This is a genomic window from Pseudonocardia sp. P1, assembly GCF_000178675.2.
Classification (GTDB): domain Bacteria; phylum Actinomycetota; class Actinomycetes; order Mycobacteriales; family Pseudonocardiaceae; genus Pseudonocardia.
Genome location: NZ_ADUJ02000001.1, coordinates 4114878 through 4134280, shown reverse-complemented (window position 1 = coordinate 4134280; position 19403 = coordinate 4114878). Strand labels below are relative to the sequence as shown.

Annotated in this window: 15 protein-coding genes; 6 read left to right on the top strand and 9 right to left on the bottom strand. The window is 75.4% G+C overall.

Annotation, left to right across the window (positions count from 1 at the left end):
* Nucleotides 1-158: 158 nt before the first annotated feature.
* The gene (locus tag PP1_RS19060; protein WP_010224083.1) at nt 159-473 is read left to right on the top strand and encodes a DUF3263 domain-containing protein; all 315 of its coding nucleotides are present in this window, start codon (nt 159-161) and stop codon (nt 471-473) included.
* Nucleotides 474-521: 48 nt separating this feature from the next.
* A complete protein-coding gene (locus tag PP1_RS19055) occupies nt 522-1271 on the top strand; it encodes a LytR C-terminal domain-containing protein (RefSeq protein ID WP_060721803.1) in 750 nt (249 codons plus the stop codon).
* 68 nt (nt 1272-1339) lie between these two features.
* Here the strand turns inward: PP1_RS19055 and PP1_RS19050 are convergent, their stop codons facing one another.
* From PP1_RS19050 to moeA, 4 genes are all read right to left on the bottom strand, one after another.
* Nucleotides 1340-3757, bottom strand: a complete 2418-nt coding sequence (locus tag PP1_RS19050; protein ID WP_075314786.1) for an AAA family ATPase — start codon at nt 3755-3757, stop codon at nt 1340-1342.
* Between the two features lie 46 nt (nt 3758-3803).
* On the bottom strand, nt 3804-4811 hold the full coding sequence (gene pssA / locus PP1_RS19045) for a CDP-diacylglycerol--serine O-phosphatidyltransferase (protein WP_060574679.1): 1008 nt from the start codon (nt 4809-4811) through the stop codon (nt 3804-3806).
* 1 nt (nt 4812) lies between these two features.
* A complete protein-coding gene (locus tag PP1_RS19040) occupies nt 4813-5517 on the bottom strand; it encodes a phosphatidylserine decarboxylase (RefSeq protein WP_010243531.1) in 705 nt (234 codons plus the stop codon).
* Nucleotides 5518-6092: 575 nt separating this feature from the next.
* A complete protein-coding gene (gene moeA / locus PP1_RS19035; RefSeq protein ID WP_010243529.1) occupies nt 6093-7331 on the bottom strand; it encodes a molybdopterin molybdotransferase MoeA in 1239 nt (412 codons plus the stop codon).
* A gap of 216 nt (nt 7332-7547) precedes the next feature.
* Between moeA and groL the strand changes: the two genes are divergently transcribed.
* Complete coding sequence (gene groL, locus PP1_RS19030; protein WP_060574677.1) at nt 7548-9176, top strand: chaperonin GroEL; 1629 nt, start codon at nt 7548-7550, stop codon at nt 9174-9176.
* A 76-nt stretch (nt 9177-9252) separates the two neighbouring features.
* Here groL and PP1_RS19025 read toward each other — a convergent pair whose 3' ends face one another.
* Nucleotides 9253-9675 carry a hypothetical protein gene (locus tag PP1_RS19025; RefSeq protein ID WP_010224920.1) on the bottom strand — a complete coding sequence of 141 codons (423 nt, stop codon included), beginning with the start codon at nt 9673-9675 and terminating at the stop codon, nt 9253-9255.
* A 413-nt stretch (nt 9676-10088) separates the two neighbouring features.
* Nucleotides 10089-11057 (bottom strand): helix-turn-helix transcriptional regulator, encoded by a 969-nt coding sequence (locus PP1_RS19020; protein WP_010224921.1) that lies wholly within the window; start codon nt 11055-11057, stop codon nt 10089-10091.
* Nucleotides 11058-11120: 63 nt separating this feature from the next.
* On the opposite strand from PP1_RS19020, the gene PP1_RS19015 reads away from it, so the two are divergent.
* Complete coding sequence (locus PP1_RS19015) at nt 11121-11720, top strand: TIGR03086 family metal-binding protein (RefSeq protein ID WP_010224922.1); 600 nt, start codon at nt 11121-11123, stop codon at nt 11718-11720.
* A gap of 67 nt (nt 11721-11787) precedes the next feature.
* On the opposite strand, the gene PP1_RS19010 is transcribed toward PP1_RS19015, so the two are convergent.
* The 3 genes from PP1_RS19010 to PP1_RS19000 form a co-directional block, all read right to left on the bottom strand.
* Nucleotides 11788-12123 carry a PspC domain-containing protein gene (locus PP1_RS19010; protein ID WP_010224923.1) on the bottom strand — a complete coding sequence of 112 codons (336 nt, stop codon included), beginning with the start codon at nt 12121-12123 and terminating at the stop codon, nt 11788-11790.
* Nucleotides 12124-12208: 85 nt separating this feature from the next.
* Entirely contained in the window at nt 12209-12415 is a 207-nt protein-coding gene (locus tag PP1_RS19005; protein ID WP_060574672.1) for a hypothetical protein, read from the bottom strand.
* Nucleotides 12416-12528: 113 nt separating this feature from the next.
* On the bottom strand, nt 12529-14190 hold the full coding sequence (locus PP1_RS19000) for a DNA repair helicase XPB (RefSeq protein WP_010226452.1): 1662 nt from the start codon (nt 14188-14190) through the stop codon (nt 12529-12531).
* Nucleotides 14191-14594: 404 nt separating this feature from the next.
* Here PP1_RS19000 and PP1_RS18995 point away from each other — a divergent pair, with 404 nt between their 5' ends.
* Together PP1_RS18995 and PP1_RS18990 are read left to right on the top strand one after the other, a co-directional pair.
* Nucleotides 14595-18926 (top strand): sensor histidine kinase, encoded by a 4332-nt coding sequence (locus PP1_RS18995; protein WP_075314788.1) that lies wholly within the window; start codon nt 14595-14597, stop codon nt 18924-18926.
* Nucleotides 18923-19351: a roadblock/LC7 domain-containing protein gene (locus PP1_RS18990; protein WP_010235343.1), complete on the top strand. Its 429-nt coding sequence runs from the start codon at nt 18923-18925 to the stop codon at nt 19349-19351. The genes PP1_RS18995 and PP1_RS18990 overlap by 4 nt, the downstream gene beginning before the upstream one ends.
* Nucleotides 19352-19403: the final 52 nt, after the last annotated feature.

Here is a 19403-nt window from a genome sequence, read left to right as displayed (position 1 = left end):
CGACCGGGGGGTTTCCGCGCCGCGGGGCGCGTCGTGACCGGTCGGCGTCGGTGCCGTGTGGTTCAATCCGGACCGCGAATGACAGACGTGTCATTCGTGCCGGCGGCGTCTCTCCGGAGCCGTCGCCGACCGAGTTCGTCAGCCGCTCGAGGAGCGTGATGGAGTCCGCTGGGTCCCTGCCGGAAAGCCGCGGAGCGCACCGCCGCCCCGCCGCCCCCTCCCGCGACCTCGACCGCCGCGAGCGCGAGATCCTCGCGTTCGAGGGCCAGTGGTGGAAGTACGCGGGAGCCAAGGAGCAGGCGATCCGCGAGCTCTTCGACATGTCCGCCACCCGCTACTACCAGGTGCTGAACGCGCTGGTCGACAAGCCCGAGGCACTGGCTGTCGACCCGCTGCTGGTCAAGCGCCTGCGCCGGCTGCGCTCCAGCCGGCAGCGCACCCGCGCCGCCCGTCGTCTCGGCCTCGAGCCCTGAGCCGGCGGCGCAGACGACAGCCGTGATCGACACTGACCGGAGGTCACCATGACCGCACCCGCGTCCGGCGGGCAGTCGCCGCTGAAGATCGCCGGAATCGCACTGATCGGTGTCGGTGTGGTCGCCGGGGTGGTCGGCCTGTTCGGCCTCGGCGGAGGTGGCGAGGAGAACCCTCAGGCCGCCCCGCCGCCGTCGGCGAGCGCCGAACCCGCCCCGGGCGGCGACGGCGCCGCACCCGCACCCGGTGAGGAGGGCGGCGCACCGGCCCCCGGCCAGGACGGCGCCGCACCCGGCGCCGACGGCGCCGGAGCTCCGGGCACCCCCGGCGGGCCCGGAGCCCCCGGCGCGCCCGGCGGCACGTCGCCGCTCACCCCGGGCGCTCCCGGCACGCCGGGTTCCCCCGGCTACGACGGGCCCGGCCCGGCCGTCGCCCCGCCGCCCGCCGCGGCCGGTGGCGCCGGCGGCGCCGGTGGTGGTGGCGCCGCGGCCGGCGAGGGATCGTCCGCCGCGGCCCGGCCCGCCGTGCGGATCTACAACAACTCCACGATCCGCGGGCTCGCCGAGAAGGCCGCCGGCCAGTTCCGGACCAACGGCTGGGACGTCGCCCAGGTCCAGAACTACTCCGAGGGCGTCATCCCGACGACGACGGTCTACTACCGGCAGGGCACGGGCGAGAAGGCCGCCGCGGAGGAGATCGCGCAGAAGTTCGGCATGCGTACCGAGCCCCGCTTCGACGGCATCCAGGACGCGACGCCCGGCGTGATCGTGATCGTCACCCGGGACTTCTCGGCCGCCTGACACCGGCTTTCCGCTCCCCAGCACGGACGGTCCCGGACGAGTCGCTCGTCCGGGACCGTCGTGTGTGGTCAGCCGCTGCGGCGCTCGGCGTAGGCCTCCAGGTCGGCGACCTGCGCGGGGTCCAGCGACGGCCGGACGGTCTCCCGTGCGGTCGCGACGTGCGCCGCCGTCACCTCGCCGGCCTCCAGCGACTCCCGCATCGCGGTGAGCGCCGCCTCGCGCAGCAGCGCCGCACAGTCCGCGGCCGAGTAGCCGTCCAGGTCGGACGCGAGCGCGTCCAGGTCCACGTCGTCGGCCAGCGGGACGTCCCGGCCGGACGCGCGCAGGATGTCGGCCCGCGCCTCGGCGTCCGGGGGCGGGACGAACACCAGCCGCTCCAGCCGGCCCGGGCGCAGCAGGGCCGGGTCGATCAGCTCCGGGCGGTTCGTCGCCCCCACGACGACGACCTCCCGCAGCGGCGTCGCCCCGTCCAGCTCGGTGAGCAACGCCGCCACCACCCGGTCGGCGACGCCCGCATCGGTGGACCCGCCACGGCGCGGCGCGAGCGCGTCCACCTCGTCCAGGAAGATCAGCGCCGGAGCGGCCTCCGCGGCCCGCCGGAACAGCTCCCGGACCGCCCGCTCGGACTCGCCGACGTACTTGTCGAGCAGCTCGGCGCCCTTCACCGCGAACACGTTGAGATCCCCGGACCCGGCCAGCGCCCGCAGCAGGAAGGTCTTCCCTCCACCGGGCGGACCGTAGAGGAGCACACCGCGCGGGGCCTCGACCCCGAGCCGGGCGAACGAGTCCGGGTGCCGCAGCGGCCAGAGGACCGCCTCGGTCAGGGACCGCTTCACCTCGGTCATGTCGCCGACGTCGTCGAGGGTCAGGCCCCCCGCGCTCAGCGTGCCGCCGTCGGAGAGCGAGATCGGCCGGACCGAGCCGACGGCGTCGAGCAGGTCCTGCTGGCGGACCTCCTCGGCGTCGTCCGCGCCGCCGTGCAGGGCGGCCGCGATGGCGGCCTCCCGCCGGACGGCCGCCAGGTCGGCCACCACGAACCCGGGGGTCCGCGCCGCGATCACGCCCAGGTCGACGTCACCCGCCCGCGGCACCCCGGACAGCAGCCGTTCCAGCAGCGCCCGCCGCGTCGCCGTGTCCGGGAGCGCGACGGCGAGCTCGCGGTCGACGAGGTCCGGGGCGCGCAGCCGAGGGTCGAGCCCCTCCGGCTCCGCGCTGGTGACGACGAGCGCGGGCCCGCCGGGCCGGGTCGCCGCCCGCAGCTCGTCGAGTACCAGCGTGGCCAGCGGCGGTGGTGACGAGGCGGGCAGCAGGGCGTGTGCGTCGTGCACCAGCAGGACCGCGGGATCGTCCGGGGTGCTGCGGGCGTCGGCGATCGCGGCGCGGACCCGCTCGGCCGCGGCCGCGGGCTCGACGGCGGCGACGGCGGGCCCGACGAGCTCGACACAGCGGGCCCCGGCGGCCGCGGCGGCGCTGCGCACCAGCGTGGCCTTGCCCGAGCCCTCCGGGCCGGAGACGAGCACCCCCAGCCGGGCGTCCCCGCCGAGCCGGGTGAGCAGCTCGGGGCGGCGGAACATCAGCTCCAGCCAGTCCAGCAGCCGCCGCGCGACCGCCTCGTTCGCCGCGAGGTCGTCGATCGACGGCGTCGGGTCGGTGTCCAGGGCGGCACCGTCCCGGGCCGCTGTGTCCGGGGCGGCACCGTCCCGGGCCGCTGTGTCCGCGCCGGCACCGCCGTCGCGGGCGCCACGGTCGCCCGTCCCGCCTGCCGGTCCGCCGGGGGAGCCCACGAACCCGCCGGCGGGCCCGGCCGGGCCCGGCCCGCCGGACCGCCCGGTCGCGGTGGGCCCACCGGCCGTCGTCAGGGCGGGACGGCCGACGGCGGTGCCCGGTGCCGGCGAGACGGTCACGGTGCCGGTGTCGGCGCCGCCCTCCCAGCCGACGACGGTCGACGGCACGACGACGACCGGTCCCCCGTCCGGGCCGGCGACGGCCACGGTGAGCAGCTCCGAGGTCCACGCCCCGCCGACGGCGGCGGCCAGCGCGCGGCGCACCGACCCGACGTCGGACCCGGGCGGCGGCTCGATGTCCTGCGGCAGCAACGACACCGCGTCGCCACGGACCACGATCTTCCCCATCAGCGCCAGCCGCAGCGTCGCCGGGCTCACCGTGGCGGTCGCGAGCCGCGAGCCGAGCAGCCGCACCTCCCGGGCCGCGGTCACCGTGGCCGGGGCGACGACGACCTGGGCCCCGTCGGTGAGTCCGGCGTTGGACAGCGTCACGTCGTCGAGCCGGGCCTGGCCGTGCGGGCCTGCGGCGTCACCGGCGACGGCCAGCGCAGCCGTCACCCGGGACCCCGTGAGCGTCACCGCGTCCCAGGAGCGGAGGCCGAGCCCGGCCAGCACCTCGGGGTGCAGCCGGATCACCCCGCGCCGGGCGTCGGTGGCCGCGGGGGCCAGGCGGGCGACCAGGGTCAGCGAGGGATCTCCCACGCCGCCACGCTATCCCGTCGGCGGGCACCGGCCGGCGGGAGCGGGGTCAGCGGCGGCGCAGGCCGAGACGGCGGCCGGAGCCGCGCGGGGCCGGGGCCACCCCCGGGCCGCGGGCGGCGGCGCGGCGGTCGGTGCCGTTCTCCCGGCGGGCGGCACCCTCCGGGTCCAGCCGGCGGCGCACGCCGCGGGCGACCGCCCCGGCCCGCCCGGCGACCCGGCGGCGCAGCGGCGGGCGCAGACCGAGCTGGCGGGCGGAACGCGCCGCCCGGGCGACGGCGCGGCGCTGGCGGACCGGGACGTCCCACGCCTCGGGGTGGCGGGCCAGCCAGCGGTAGCGGTAGGCCGTGTAGGGCAGCAGCAGGAGATAGCCGAGGCCGGCGATCGTGATGCCCAGGAACGGCACCGTGAGCAGCACGGCGACGATCACCGTCACCCCGACCAGCAGCGGGGCGATCGCCCGCGGTGGCACCCTGACCGTCTTCAGCGAGACGGTCGGGATCCGGCTCACCATGAGCCCGGCGGTGACCAGCGCCCAGCCCGCGACCAGCGGCTCGGCCGACCACCAGCCGTCGCCGAAGTGGAGCCAGAGGTAGAGGGGGATCCCGGCGGTCATCGCGGCGGCCGGGGCCGGGACGCCGACGAAGAACTCCCGGGCGAACGGCGGGGCGCTGTCGTCGTCGATCAGGGTGTTGAACCGGGCCAGCCGCAGCGCCATGCAGACCGCGAACACCAGGGCGACGATCCACCCGGCCCGGGTGTCCTCGAACGCCCAGATGTAGATCACCAGCGCCGGGGCGACACCGAACGACACCAGGTCGGCCAGCGAGTCGAGCTCGGCACCGATCCGGCTGGACGCGTCGAGCAGCCGGGCCAGCCCGCCGTCCAGCGCGTCGCACAGGGCGGCCGCGAGCACGGCGCCGATGGCCAGGTCGAACCGGTTCCCCAGCGCGAAGTAGACGGCCGAGAGGCCCGCGCACAGGTTGAGGACGGTGACCGCGTTGGGCAGGAGCCGGACCCCGGCGGGATACCCGTTGGCCGGACGCCCGATCCCCATCTCAGCCCTCCACCGGCACGTACCCCAGCACCGTCTCGGCGCCGACGGTGCGCTGGCCGGGCCGGACGAGCGGCTCGGTCCCCGGCGGCAGGTAGGTGTCCACCCGCGACCCGAACCGGATCAGGCCGAAGCGCTCGCCGGCCGCGACCTCCTCGCCCCCGGTCAGCGGGCAGACGATCCGGCGGGCCAGCAGGCCGGCGATCTGCACGACCCCGACCCCGGTGCCGTCGGCCCGGACGAAGGTGATCGCGTTGCGCTCGTTGTCCTCGCTGGCCTTGTCCAGGTCAGCGGAGAGGAACTTCCCCGGCAGGTACGTGACGGCGGCGACGCGCCCGTTCACCGGCACCCACTGGACGTGGACGTCGAGCACGGTCAGGAAGACCGACACCCGGGTGTGCGGCTCGCGCGGCAGGTCCAGCTCCGCGGGCGGGACGACCTCGGCGACGGTCGCGACCGTGCCGTCCGCCGGGGCGAGCACGGCGTCGGTACGCAGCGGCGGGGTCCGTGCCGGCTCCCGGAAGAACAGCGCCGTGGCCGCGGTCGCCAGCAGCCCGGGGAGCGCTCCCCGGCCGCTGAGCGCGCGGACACCGGCGGCGGCGAGGGCGACCCCCGCGACGATCGGACGCCCGCCGGGGTGCATCGGCGGGATCGCGTCCCGGACCAGTCGGGCGATGTGGGTCGGCGAGGTGCCGGTTCCTTCGGCCATGGCGGGTCGTCGGCTCCTGGTGCTCCGGTTGGGGATCGCCACGCTACGCGGGCACCGGACGTGCACGACCGGCGGGACGACCGGACACGCCGGGACGACCCCCTACCGTTCTGCGGGCCGGGCGCCTGGCACCATCGACCGCTCGACGACGCGCGCGGTGCAGCGCGCGGGACGGCGGGCAGCAGGCCATGGGCCTCGCCACCGACCCCGGGCAGTAAAAGGGCCGGGGCCGCCGTCCCCCGAGACGACGACCCCGGCCTTGGAACCGCTCGTCCGCTCCCCAGCGACGGGCGGTGGGTCCTGTGCTACGAAGGGTCTACCCCTCCGTGAGCAAAAGTATTCCTCGCCGACGACCGGCCGTCCAGATCACGATGGATGTCGACTGTGATCTACCTCGTTCGGCCGAACGTGCATCCCGTAAGACGTTGCGCCGGGTGAGATCGTTGCCCCGACTGCCTATGAGACAGGTCACACTTATGGCGCAGTGAGGGCGACATGCGGGTGGTAGCGGTGTCGCACTGCGCATCCGGACCGGACGCGGACAGGACCGTTCGGCGCGCGGAGGGGTCGCCCGGCTACCCGTCGAGCAGCCACACCGCGACCGGTTCGCCGCCACCCACCGATTCGACGTCCGCGGGGAGATCGATCAGACAGTCGGCCCGTGCGAGTGCGGCGATGAGGTGCGATCCGGACGCACCGACCTCGGAGACGGTGCCGGACGCCGCGTCGAGCAGCCCGCGCCGGAACTGCCGACGCCCGGGGATGGAGGACATCGGCCCCGCCAGGCGGGCGGTGACCACCGGACGCGCCGGCTGCGGATGGCCGGCCGCGGCCCGCAGCGCGGGCCGGACGAACGCCTCGAACGACACCATCGAGCTGACCGGGTTGCCCGGCAGCGTCGCCACCGCGACCGTCACCCCGCCCAGCTCGAGCCGGCCGCAGCCCTGCGGGCCGCCGGGCTGCATCGCGACCTTGCCGAACTCGACGCCGTGCCCGGTCATCGCGTCCTTGACGACCTCGTAGGCGCCGGCGCTGACCCCGCCCGAGGTCAGGACGAGATCGACGCCGCCGTTCACCCGCTCCGCGAGGACGGAACGGAACCTCTCGACGTCGTCGGGCACGAAGGACAGCAGCTCGGCGGTCGCACCGGCCTCCCGCACCGCGACGGCGAGCATCGTCCCGTTGGACTCGTAGATCTGGCCGGGAGCGAGGGGCTCACCGGGGGCGACCAGCTCGGAGCCGGTCGAGAGCACCAGCACGTGCGGGCGCCTGCGCACCTCGAGCACGGGGCGCCCGACCGCGGCGGCCAGGCCGATCTGCGGGGCGCCGAGCACCGTGCCGGCGTGCAGCAGCACGGCACCGGCGACGGTGTCCTCGCCCGCCCGGCGCACGAAGGCACCCGCCTCCGGGGCCGCCGAGACCCGCACCCGCTCGGTGCCCGCGTCGGTCCGCTCGACCGGGACGATCGCGTCCGCACCCTCCGGCACCGGGGCGCCGGTCATGATCCGCGCGACGGTGCCGGGCGCCAGCGGCGGGACGTCGACGCGACCGGCGGGGATGTCCGCGGCGACCGGGAACACGAGGGGGGCGTCGTCCGACGCCCCGGCCAGCTCGGCGGCCCGCACCGCGTAGCCGTCCATCGCCGAGTTGTCGAACGGCGGCAGCGCCACGCCCGCGGTCACGTCCGCGGCCAGCACCCGGCCGCTCGCCTCCGCGAGCGGCACCGTCTCCGTCCCGGTCGGGGGCAGCAGCGCCGCCACCGCCGCCGCGTGCTCCTCGACGCTGCGTGGACCGGCCTCGGACCAGGTGCTCATGGGCCCATCCTGCCTCCGCCCGCGAGCGGCCCGCACACCGCCGCCGCGCGCTTGCACTCCCCACGGGCGAGTGCTAGAAACGGGCACAGCATCCACTGGCACTCGTGTCCGTGGAGTGCCAGGTCGGGTCGGCGAGTCCGGCGCAGGGTAGCCGGGCGTCCGTCGCGGGCGCCGCATCCGATCACTCGACTCTGTCTATCGGAGGGCAACACCCCCATGGCGAAGCAGATCGCGTTCGACGAGGAGGCCCGCCGCGGCCTCGAGCGAGGGATGAACACCCTCGCGGACGCCGTCAAGGTGACGCTCGGCCCGCGCGGCCGCAACGTCGTCCTGGAGAAGAAGTGGGGCGCGCCCACCATCACCAACGATGGTGTGTCGATCGCCAAGGAGATCGAGCTCGAGGACTCCTGGGAGAAGATCGGCGCCGAGCTGGTGAAGGAGGTCGCCAAGAAGACCGACGACATCGCCGGCGACGGCACCACCACCGCCACCGTGCTGGCCCAGGCGCTGGTCCGTGAGGGCCTGCGCAACGTGGCCGCCGGCGCGAACCCGATGTCGCTCAAGCGCGGCATCGAGAAGGCCACCGAGGCCGTCTCCCAGGCGCTGCTGAAGAGCGCCAAGGAGGTCGAGACCAAGGAGCAGATCGCGGCCACCGCGTCGATCTCCGCCGCCGACAAGCAGATCGGCGAGCTCATCGCCGAGGCGATGGACAAGGTCGGCAAGGAAGGCGTCATCACGGTCGAGGAGTCGCAGACCTTCGGGCTCGAGCTCGAGCTCACCGAGGGCATGCGCTTCGACAAGGGCTACATCTCGCCCTACTTCGTGACCGACGCCGAGCGGATGGAGGTCGAGCTCGAGGACCCGTACATCCTCCTCGTCTCGTCCAAGATCTCCACGGTCAAGGACCTGCTGCCGCTGCTCGAGAAGATCATGCAGTCGGGCAAGCCGCTGGCGATCATCTCGGAGGACGTCGAGGGCGAGGCCCTGGCCACCCTGGTCGTCAACAAGATCCGTGGCACCTTCAAGTCCGTCGCCGTCAAGGCCCCGGGCTTCGGTGACCGTCGTGAGGCCATGCTCGCCGACATGGCGATCCTGACCGGCGGCGAGGTCATCTCGGAGAAGGTCGGCCTCAAGCTCGACAACGCCGACGTCTCCCTGCTGGGCACCGCCCGCAAGGTCGTCGTCACCAAGGACGAGACCACCATCGTCGACGGTGCCGGTGACAACGAGCAGATCGCCGGCCGGGTCAACCAGATCCGCGCCGAGATCGAGCGCACCGACTCCGACTACGACCGCGAGAAGCTCCAGGAGCGTCTCGCCAAGCTGGCCGGCGGCGTCGCCGTCATCAAGGCCGGCGCGGCGACCGAGGTCGAGCTCAAGGAGCGCAAGCACCGCATCGAGGACGCCGTCCGCAACGCGAAGGCGGCCGTCGAGGAGGGCATCGTCGCCGGCGGCGGCGTCGCCCTGATCCAGGCCGGTGCCGGCCTGTTCGAGGGTCTCGGCCTGGACGGTGACGAGGCCACCGGCGCGAACATCGTCAAGGTCGCGCTGGAGGCCCCGCTCAAGCAGATCGCGGTCAACGCCGGCCTCGAGGGCGGCGTCGTGGCGGAGAAGGTCCGTAACCTGCCGACCGGTGAGGGCCTCGACGCCGCCACCGGCGAGTACAAGGACCTCGTCGCCGCGGGCATCATCGACCCGGCGAAGGTGACCCGCTCGGCGCTGCAGAACGCGGCCTCGATCGCGGCCCTGTTCCTCACCACCGAGGCGGTCATCGCCGACAAGCCGGAGAAGGGCGGCGGCGCCCCCGCCGACCCGACCGGCGGCATGGGCGGCATGGACTTCTGAGTCCACCCCACCCAGCACGTCCCGCGGGGGCGGTACCGGTTCGCCGGTGCCGCCCCCGCGGCGCGTCGTGGCCGGGTCAGGAGGTCCGCAGGGTCACCGCCGGGTACTGCGCATTGCCCTGCATGTCGAAGCGCATCGCGCGGTTCGGGTCGATCTCGTAGGTCTGGCCGTGCGGAGCTTCGTCGAAGGTGAAGGTGATCCTGCTGGCGACGTTCGGCGACGTCGGGAACACCTCGTGCTCGCGCGGGCCGATCACGCGCTGGTACCCCGCCTTGGGTCCCCCCGTCACCGTCATCGTCACCGGATAGTCGCGCGTCTGGATCACGAGCGGGGTCGGGTCCTGCGCCGTGGACGGGTCCGCGGCCGGCGCCACGATCCCGGGGGCGGGGGTGGGGTCGGCGGGCGAGGCGACGGCGGCGGTCGCGGCACCCAGGCCGATGCCGACGCACGCGAGGACGGCGCAGGCACCCGAGGTGATTCGGCGGCTCATCGTGGTCATCTCGTTCTCCTCGATCCTTGACTCACTGGTCGTCTCACCGGTTGCGCGACGACTGCCGTGGACTGTGCCGGTCCGTGGTCGTCCGGCGCCTCGGACCACGGGACGGCATTGGCGAACGGATGTCTCGTACTTTCGGCGGAGCCGACACCGGGGCCTCTCGACCACCACGGCACCTCCGCACCCGGTCACCCACCCATCCCCTCGACGCCGAGTACGACCCCGAGGGCCAACTCGAGCGGCCGGCGATCACCGTTTGCGGCGGCGCTCACGGTTGCGACAGCGCTCACCGTTTGGGGCGGCGCTCACTGGTTGCGGCAGCGCTCACCCGATCGCATGAGCGAACCCGTATCCGGTGAGCGTCCGGGGCCCGGGAACGGCTGCGTTGGCGGGCGGGGTGGTCAGATCAGGTCAGGTCAGGTCAGGGTGGCTGCGGTGGTGTGGGCGCGGGTGCGCAGGGCTGCGCGCAGCTCCGGGGGGTCCAGCACCTCGATCCCGGGCAGGAGCGGCCACAGCACCGACTCGGCGTGCCACAGGTCGCCGAACGCCGCCTCCACCTCGCAGGTGCGGCCGTCGTCCCGGACCGTCTCCACAGCCATCGCGGACAGCGCCGGACGGCGGTCCACCGGGAGCCGCAGCCGGACCCGCAGGCCCGGGTGCCGGGCGCGGAAGTCCTCCCTGCGGCGCAGCCACAGCTCCTCCAGGTCGACGCCGTCGGGCCGCCGGGCGGGCTCGGGCAGCGGTGTGGCCGCCTCGATCCGGGAGACCCGGTAGGTGCGGTCCTCACCGTCGCGGATCGCGAGCAGGTACCAGCGCCCCGAGGCCTGGACCAGCCCGACGGGCTCGACGGTCCGCTCGGTCGCCTCGACCGGCGCGGTCCCGCGCGGTCCGCCGCCGGCGCGGTAGCGGATCAGCAGCCGGGTGCCCTCGAACACGGCCTGCTGGACGGCGCCGAGCGCGGGGTACTCCTCGGGGTGCTGCGGGTCGCGGAGCAGCCCGCCGTGGCGGACGAGCACCCGTCCGGCGGCCCCGGTGGCCTGCGTGCGGGCCTGCTCGGGCATCGCGGCCACGATCTTGCGCATCGCCGACGAGAACTCCGGTCCGAGACCGAGTGCCCCGGAGGTGACCGCCGATCCCGACGTCAGCAGGGCCACCGCCTCGCCCGGCGTCAGGCCGGTCAGATCGGTCGAGAAGCCGGGGAGCAGCGCGAACCCGCCGTGCCGTCCGCGCTCGGCGTAGACCGGGATCCCGGCGCCGGAGAGCGCCTCGACGTCCCGCAGCACCGTCCGCTCCGAGACCTCCAGCTCGACCGCGATCGCGGCGGCCGTCATCCGGCCGCGGTGGCGCAGCAGGAGCACCAGGGAGAGCAACCGGTCCGCGCGCACGGGTTCGAGAATGGCAGAGAATCACGACAGGAGATGTCGTGATTCGTGGGCAGGCTGCCTGCCATGACCACATCGACGGATGTCCTCGCCACCGATCCCCGCGCCGCCCACCTCGCCGCCCTCGACTGGGTGTCGGGGCTCGCCGCCGCCGTCCCCGAGGACCGCATGGCCGGCCCGACCCCGTGCGACGAGTTCGACGTGCGCACGCTGCTCGCGCACCTCGTGACGACCGTGCGCCGCCCCGCCGCGATCGCCGCCGGGACCGATCCGCTGGCGGCGCCCCTGGTCAGCGAGGACGTGCTGGACGCGCCCGCGGATGCCTACGTCGCCGAGGCGGCCGCGTTGCACGGCGCGTGGTCCGGGCCGGACGCCGTGGAGCTGCTGGACCGGACGGTCCGGATGCCCTTCGGCGAGGTCCCGGTCCGGGTCGCGCTGTGGGTGTACGTGAACGAGACGCTCGTCCACGGCTGGGACCTCGCCGTCGCGACCGGGCAGCCGGTGGAGGCGGATCCCGCACTCGCGACGACGGCGCTCGAGGTGGCACGGCGGTTCCTGCCTGCCGAGCCGCGGGGCGGGCCGGTCCCGTTCGGGCCGGTCGTCACCCCGGCACCCGGCGCCGGGCCGACCGAACAGCTCGCCAACTGGGCGGGCCGGCGTCGCTGATCCGAGCGGGTGCAGCGCCCCCTCGCGCGCCACACCCGCCTTGCGACCACGGACCCGCGGCCGCGGGTCAGCCGGCCGGCGCGATGATCCAGACGGCCAGGTAGACGAGTGCGGCCGCGCCGCCGGTGAACAGGGTCAGCACCAGCACGAGGATGCGGAGCAGGGCTGCGTCGATGCCCAGGTCGGCGGCCAGGCCGCCGCAGACGCCGCCGAGCATCTTGTCGGTGGTGCTGCGGCGCATCCGGTACGAGCCGAGGCGGTCGGCGAGCCCCGGGGCGGGAGTGCCCTGCGGTGCACCGCCGGCGGGCGGGAGCTGGGGCGTGGCCGGGACCGTCGTCGTGGGCTCGCCCGCCGGGTCCGCCTGCGGGGTGGTGGAGGTGGCGTTCTGCGCTGTGGTGTCCATGCGTCCAGCGTGTCGGGCGGGCCCGTCGCCGGACTCGGGATCGCCCCGGAGAACCACCCCGAACCGCACCGGGGGTGGTTCGGGGTCAGCCGTCCTCGCCCCGGGGCCGCTCCGCGGGGCCACGCTGCCGCGGCGGGCCCGGCGGCGGCGCGGGCGGGGCACCGGGACGGTCCGGCGGGTCCGGCACCTGCCGGTCCCGCATGCGGACGACGCGGCCCAGCAGGAACGCGACGCCCAGCGCGACGAGCGCCCACAGCACCAGGCCGCCGAGGATCCACAGGGCGGTCGTCATGCGTCCCCTCCCGTCCCGGGCCGTCGGGGCGCGCACCAGTCTGCCCGCCGCGCACCCCCCGAGGGGGATCATCGCTGGATCAGGTGACGGCGGACGGCCCGGTCACCCCGGGGCTACCCGGCGTCGGGCAGCGCGGGCCCGAGGAGGTCGTCGGCGTCGACGATCCGGTAGGCGTAGCCCTGCTCGGCGAGGAACCGCTGCCGGTGCGCGGCGTAGTCGGTGTCCACGGTGTCGCGCGAGACCACCGAGTAGAAGTGCGCCTGACGGCCGTCGGCCTTGGGGCGCAGCAGCCGACCGAGCCGCTGTGCCTCCTCCTGGCGGGACCCGAAGGTCCCGCTGACCTGCACCGCGATCGTCGCCTCGGGCAGGTCGATCGAGAAGTTCGCGACCTTCGAGACGACGAGACGGTCGAGCTCGCCCCGGCGGAACAGGTCGAACAGCCGCTCCCGCTCCTTGTTCCGGGTGGAGCCCTGGATGACCGGGGCGTCGAGCTTCTCCCCGAGCGCCTCCAGCTGCTCCAGGTAGGCCCCGATGACCAGGGTCTGCTCGCCCTTGTGCCGGTCGAGGACCGCCTGCACGACGTTCAGCTTCGTGTGCGCGGTCGACGCCGTCCGGTAGCGCTCCTCGGCGTCGGCCGTGGCGTACGCCATGCGTTCGGCGTCGGTGAGGGTCACCCGCACCTCGACGCACTCGGCCGGGGCGATCCAGCCCTGGGCCTCGATGTCCCGCCAGGGGGCGTCGAAGCGCTTGGGCCCGATCAGCGAGAAGACGTCGCCCTCCCGGCCGTCCTCGCGGACCAGGGTGGCGGTCAGGCCGAGCCGGCGCCGGGACTGGAGGTCGGCCGTCATCCGGAACACGGGGGCGGGGAGCAGGTGCACCTCGTCGTAGACGACCAGGCCCCAGTCCCGGGAGTCGAACAGCTCCAGGTGCTTGTACTCGCCCTTGGTCCGGCGGGTGACGACCTGGTACGTGGCGATGGTGACCGGGCGGATCTCCTTGCGCTCGCCCGAGTACTCGCCGATCTCCTCCTCGGTCAGCGACGTCCGCGCGATCAGCTCGCGCTTCCACTGCCTGCCGGAGACGGTGTTGGTCACCAGGATCAGCGTGGTGGCGCCGGCCTTGGCCATCGCGGCCGCGCCGACCAGCGTCTTGCCGGCACCGCAGGGGAGCACGACGACGCCGGAGCCGCCGTCCCAGAAGCCGTCGACGGCCTGCTGCTGGTAGTCCCGCAGCGACCAGCCGTCCTGCTCCAGCTCGATCGGGTGGGCCTCGCCGTCGACGTAGCCCGCGAGGTCCTCGGCGGGCCAGCCGACCTTGAGCAGTGCCTGCTTCAGTCGCCCGCGCTCCGACGGGTGGACGACGACGGTGTCGTCGTCGATCCGCGCGCCGAGCATCGGGGAGATCTTCTTCTGCCGGAGGATCTCCTCCAGCACCGCGCGGTCGAACGCGGTCAGCACCAGCCCGTGGGCCGGGTGGTTCGACAGCTGCAGCCGCCCGTAGCGGCCCATCGTGTCGACCACGTCCACGAGCAGCGGCTGCGGCACCGGGTACCGGGACCACCGGACCAGCGCGTCGACGACCTGCTCGGCGTCGTGCCCGGCCGCGCGCGCGTTCCACAGGGCGAGCGGGGTGACCCGGTAGGTGTGGACGTGCTCGGGGGCGCGCTCGAGCTCCGCGAAGGGCGCGATCGAGGCCCGCGCCTGCTCTGCGTCGGAGTGGTCGACCTCCAACAGGAGTGTCTTGTCGGATTGCACGATCAGTGGACCGTCGGTCACGGAGCGAATCCTTTCGACGCCGGATTGCCGAGCTTCACGGGTCCGCCGGGCGACGAACGGAGACGAGCGGTCGACGTGTGTCACATCACGTGACCGGGGAGCAACCGTCGCTACGCCACTCGGGACAGGGGCGCTCCGGGGGCTAGACTCCTGAGCCGTCCGTCACGCACAGACGAGACCCAGCGCGATCATATCCGCCCGACTCCCCCGGGACGCGGCAACCGCCGCCCCGTGTCGGACCGGAAGTGGTCGAGCGGGTCCCGTCGTGACCCGAAAGGCGCACCGGACCACCTGATGCTCCCCCTCCTCGACGCCACACGGCCGGGTCTCCCGCCCGCCGACCGCCGGGAACACCCGGGAGCGTCACCCGTGCCCGGACCGGAGACCGACAGGGAGACCTCGCCGTGACCACCGTGACCAGCGCGGAACGCCCGAGCACCCTCTCGGAGCGACTCGACCCGCGGAACTGGAGCCTCGTCGCCAAGCTGGCGGTCGTGGGCCTGGTCCCGACCGTGCTCGCCCTGAGCATCGGCGCCATCCGGGTCGTCGACCAGGCCAACGTGGCCGAGGAGCTGGGCCGCGGCAGCGGCCTGGTCGACGTGCACCGTCAGATCGAGACGCTGACGGGGGCGCTGCAGGCCGAGCGCGACACCGCCGTCACCTTCCTCGCCGGGAACCGGCTGGGTGACCGGGCCGCCGTCGACTCCGCGCAGGCCGCGACCGACGACGCGCTGCGCACCACGACCGACCAGCTCGACGCCGCCGAGGAGCAGGCCCCGCAGCTGGCCACCGCCCGCCGGCAGGCCGAGACGACGCTGGGGCAGCTGCCCGTCATCCGGTCCCAGGTCGCGGACGGGCCGACGCCGGCCACCGACGTCAGCACCCGCTACACCTCGGTCGTCCAGCGGACGCTCGGCCTGGACCGGGCACTCGTCGGGCGGCTGCAGACCGCGGAGACCGCCGGTCTGACCACCGCACTCGGCTCCGGCGCCGACGCCCGCGAGGCGGTCGAGCTCGAGCGCACCGTGATCAACGGCGCGATCGCGGGCGGCCAGCTCGACGAGGCCCAGCGGGCCCAGGTCACCGGTGCCGAGGCGGCGTTCCAGTCCGCCGCGGGCGACTTCGCCTCGTCGCTGACCCCCGAGCAGACGGAGACCTTCGGCGACTTCGCCGCGGACCCGGCCAACGCGGAGCGCAACGCCCTGCGCGACCAGGCCCTCGCCGCGCCCCCCGGTGCGGCGCTGCCGATCGACCCGGCCGCCTGGAACGCGGCGGTCGACCGCTCGGCGCAGGCGGTCGATCGGTCGACGCAGGCCGCCGAGCAGGCGTTCGTGGACGGCCGGGCCGCCGCCGCCGAGGAGGCCGGCAACACCGCGGGCCTGAACTCGGTGCTGCTGATGCTGACCCTGCTGCTGACCGGTGGCATCATCCTGCTGCTCGGCAGGCAGATGGTCCGCTCGCTGCGCCTGCTGCGCAGCTCGGCGCTGGAGGTCGCGGAGCGCAGGCTGCCCGCGGCGGTCCAGTCGATGCGGGCGGGCCAGGCCCCGAACGCACTGGTCGAGCCGGTGCCGCTGGACAGCCGGGACGAGATCGGCGAGGTGGCGCGCGCGTTCGACGCGGTGCACGGCCAGGCGATCCGTCTCGCCGCCGACCAGGCCGCGCTGCAGCAGAACGTCAACAGCATGTTCGTCAACCTGTCCCGGCGCTCGCAGGCGCTGGTCGAGCGTCAGCTGCAGCTGATCGAGCAGCTGGAGAGCAACGAGCAGGACCCGGACCAGCTGTCCAACCTGTTCCAGCTCGACCACCTCGCGACCCGTATGCGACGCAACAGCGAGAACCTGCTGGTGCTCGCGGGCACCGACCTCGCCAAGCGGAACGTCGCCCCCGTCCAGGTGGTCGACGTGCTGCGGGCCGCGGTGTCCGAGGTCGAGCAGTACCAGCGGGTCGTCGTGCAGACCCCGCCGAACGCGACGATCGCCGGCCGCGCCGCGAACGACCTCGTCCACCTGCTGGCCGAGCTGCTGGACAACGCGACCAACTTCTCCCCGCCGGACTCGCAGGTCGTCATGTCCACGACCCGCACGGCGGACGAGTCGCTGCTGGTCGAGATCTCCGACCGCGGTGTCGGCATGACGGACTCCGAGCTCGTCGACGCGAACCAGCGGCTGTCCGGCCCGGCCGAGGTCGATGTCTCGGCCTCCCGCCGGATGGGCCTGTTCGTGGTCGGCCGCCTGGCCGCGCGGCACCGGGTCGGGATCCGCCTGTCCGGTACCGCGGGCGGCGGCTCCGGCGGCCTGAGCGCCTCGGTGACGGTCCCGCCGCACCTGGTGCCCTCCGCCCAGCTGCCCGAGCAGCGCCGCGACGGCGGTCCGGCCGGCCCGGAGCGGGGCGCACCCCCGCTGCCCCCGGAGCCGCAGGCCCCCGCGCTGCCGGAGCCCCCCGCCGGTCCGTCCGGTGACGCCCCGGCACCGGCGGTCGCGATCAACGGATCCGGCCGGGGTGGCTCGCTGCCCTCGATGGTGGCCGGCTCCGACGGTCCGTTGACGCCCACCTTCGAGACCGGCGCCGCCGTGAGCGGTGGGGCCCGCAACGGCTCGTCGTCCGCGCTGCCGACCCGCAAGCCCGGGTCGTCCCTGCGTCGCAACGCGCCGTCCGAGGAGGCGCCCGACGGTCAGGGAACGGCGGCGAACGGGTCGGCCCCGGGCGGGCTGCAGGCGTTCGCCCCGTCCCACGACGCCGCCGGCCGCGAGGAGCGCTCGCCCTCCGACGTCTTCACCCCCGCCACCGAGACCGGCGCCGGCACGACGCCGGAGCCCGGCCCGGCGCCGGGTGCCGGCGGTCCGCCGCGCGGCCCGGACGCCTTCCGGGGCGGCCGCGGGCCCGCCGGACGTGAGCCCGGCGACGACACCACCGGTGAGCTCTCCGGCGACGGCGACGGCGACGCCGGCGACGACGACCGGGCCCACCCGGGTGCCGGTACGGCCGCCGCGCTCGGGATCGCCGGGGCGGCCGCGGCCGGTGCGGCCGCACGCTCCGGCACCGGGGACGGGCGCCAGGGCCCGCCCGCCGAGCGGGACCTCGACGACACCGTCGTGATGGACGCGGCGACCGGGGACGGCCCGCCGCCCGCGGCCGACCGGACCGGCACGGCCGACGACGATCCCGGCGACGACGGGACGGAGGGACCCGGGACCTCGGCCCCGGAGGCGGACGCCACCGAGCCCGAGGCCGACGACGACGCACCGCTCGGAGCCGACGCGGCCCTGGCCGCCGGTGCCGCGGACGCCGCCACCGGCACCACCGGTCCCCTCCCCTCCGGGACCGGACCGGCAGGGGCCACCGGGGCCGACCCGAGCGGTACCGACACGGACCCCGCGGACTCCGACGGCGGGACCGCCACCGGTGTCACCGGGGCGGCCGCCGTCGCGGGTGCCGTGGCGGCCGGCGCCGCCGTCTCCGGCGCCGGTACGGCCGACCCCGACGGGCCGGACACCGCCGACGACGCCGAGGACCCCGCCCGCGGGAGCGGCGCGGCCGAGGCCCTCTCGGCCCCGGACACCGCGACCGACGACACGGGCGACGACGACGCCACGGCCGACGACCGCGCGTCCGACGACGCCGCGACCGGGAGCCCGGCGACCGGCGACCGCACGACCGGCGCCGGCGCCACCGAGGACGGCGCCGAGGACGGTCCCGACGGCGGCGACACGGCCGAGGAGGACACCTCGACGGCCGCCATCCCGACCGTGCGGCCCGCCGGGCGCGAGCCGATGGGCGGCCCGCCCGCCTCCCGGACCAACGGCGCCGGACCCGGTGCCGGCGGGCGTCCGGTGATGCCGGGTGGCCGCGGACCGGGCGGCGCCCCGTCGCCGCTGCCGACCCGGCGGCCCGCCCCCGGTCCGCAGGGCCCCGCACTGCCGCAGCGTGCACAGGGCCAGGGCACCGCCGGCACACCCGCCACGGGCGCTCCGGCCACCGCTCCGGGCGGCGCGAACGGGGCCCCGCAGCCGGGCGCCGCGCCCGCGCTCCCGAAGCGGCAGGTGCCCGCCCGTGACGCCACGGCCGGACCGGCACAGCCCGGTGCGACCGGCGGCGGCCAGGAGGAGCTCTTCGCGCCGAAGGTGCCCGTCGAGGGCGACCGCGGGCAGCTCCGCCGTCCCGGTGCCGTCGAGTCGGCCCGCGGGCACGGCGACGAGTTCGACATGGGCCAGACCACGCCGATCTTCGACGACATCGCGTCGGCCTGGTTCCGGTCCAACCGCTCGGTGCCGGTCCGCTGGCAGGACGGCACGCCCGCCCAGGCGGGCGGCCCCGCCGCACAGTCCGGGCGGGCCACCGCCGCACCGGCCGAGCAACTCACCGCGGACCCCGCGGAGGCGGGGCCCGACCAGGGGTTCGCCTCTCCCGCCGACGACGCGTGGCGGCAGGCCCGCGAGGTCGGCGACGGGGACGAGGGTGACCGTCCGGACGATCTGACCACGGCCGGTCTGCCCAAGCGGCGCCCGCGCGCGCGCCTGCTCCCGGGCAGTGCGGCAGGATCCACCGTGCTCAGCCCCCCGCCGGCCGGGGAGCCGCGCGACGCCGAGAGCGTCCGCGGCCGACTGGCCAGCTACCAGCAGGGTGTGCGCCAGGGCCGGGAGAGCGCCTCCGGCGCCCGGCGCACGACCAGCACCGACGGCACCCCCGAGCCGTCCGGTGACCGACCGAACCCGTCCGACCCCGAGGAGAACCAGTGAGGGCACCGCAGGCACAGCCCAGTCAGAGCCGTTTCGGCTGGCTGGTCACCAACTTCGCCGAGCGCGTCCCTGGCGTCGCACACGCGATCGTGGTGTCGGCCGACGGGCTGCTGCTGACCGCGTCGGACCGGCTCCCCCGGGACCGCGCCGACCAGCTGGCCGCGGTCGCGTCCGGCCTCGTCAGCCTGACCCAGGGCGCGGCACGCTGCTTCGACGCCGGTGGCGTCGTGCAGACCGTCGTCGAGATGGACCGCGGGATCGTCCTGCTCATGTCCATCAGCGACGGCTCGTGCCTGGCCGTGCTCGCGTCGCCGAGCTGCGACATCGGCCTCGTCGGGTACGAGATGACGCTGCTGGTCGACCGGGTCGGCCAGCTGCTCACGCCGGAGCTCCGCGCGGAGCTCCAGGGATCCTTCGGGCCCTGAGCGACCAGCTCCACCGAGCAGGCAGCCGGAGACGATACCGTCATGCACCCCA

Excerpts from the sequence above, each read along its gene's own strand:
- PP1_RS19005 (WP_060574672.1), bottom strand. The coding sequence starts at position 12,415 with ATGACGACCGCCCTGTGGATCCTCGGCGGCCTGGTGCTGTGGGCGCTC.
- groL (WP_060574677.1), top strand. The coding sequence starts at position 7,548 with ATGGCGAAGCAGATCGCGTTCGACGAGGAGGCCCGCCGCGGCCTCGAG.
- PP1_RS19015 (WP_010224922.1), top strand. The coding sequence starts at position 11,121 with ATGACCACATCGACGGATGTCCTCGCCACCGATCCCCGCGCCGCCCAC.
- PP1_RS19060 (WP_010224083.1), top strand. The coding sequence starts at position 159 with ATGGAGTCCGCTGGGTCCCTGCCGGAAAGCCGCGGAGCGCACCGCCGC.
- pssA (WP_060574679.1), bottom strand. The coding sequence starts at position 4,811 with ATGGGGATCGGGCGTCCGGCCAACGGGTATCCCGCCGGGGTCCGGCTC.
- PP1_RS19025 (WP_010224920.1), bottom strand. The coding sequence starts at position 9,675 with ATGACCACGATGAGCCGCCGAATCACCTCGGGTGCCTGCGCCGTCCTC.
- PP1_RS19055 (WP_060721803.1), top strand. The coding sequence starts at position 522 with ATGACCGCACCCGCGTCCGGCGGGCAGTCGCCGCTGAAGATCGCCGGA.
- PP1_RS19040 (WP_010243531.1), bottom strand. The coding sequence starts at position 5,517 with ATGGCCGAAGGAACCGGCACCTCGCCGACCCACATCGCCCGACTGGTC.
- PP1_RS19010 (WP_010224923.1), bottom strand. The coding sequence starts at position 12,123 with ATGGACACCACAGCGCAGAACGCCACCTCCACCACCCCGCAGGCGGAC.
- moeA (WP_010243529.1), bottom strand. The coding sequence starts at position 7,331 with ATGAGCACCTGGTCCGAGGCCGGTCCACGCAGCGTCGAGGAGCACGCG.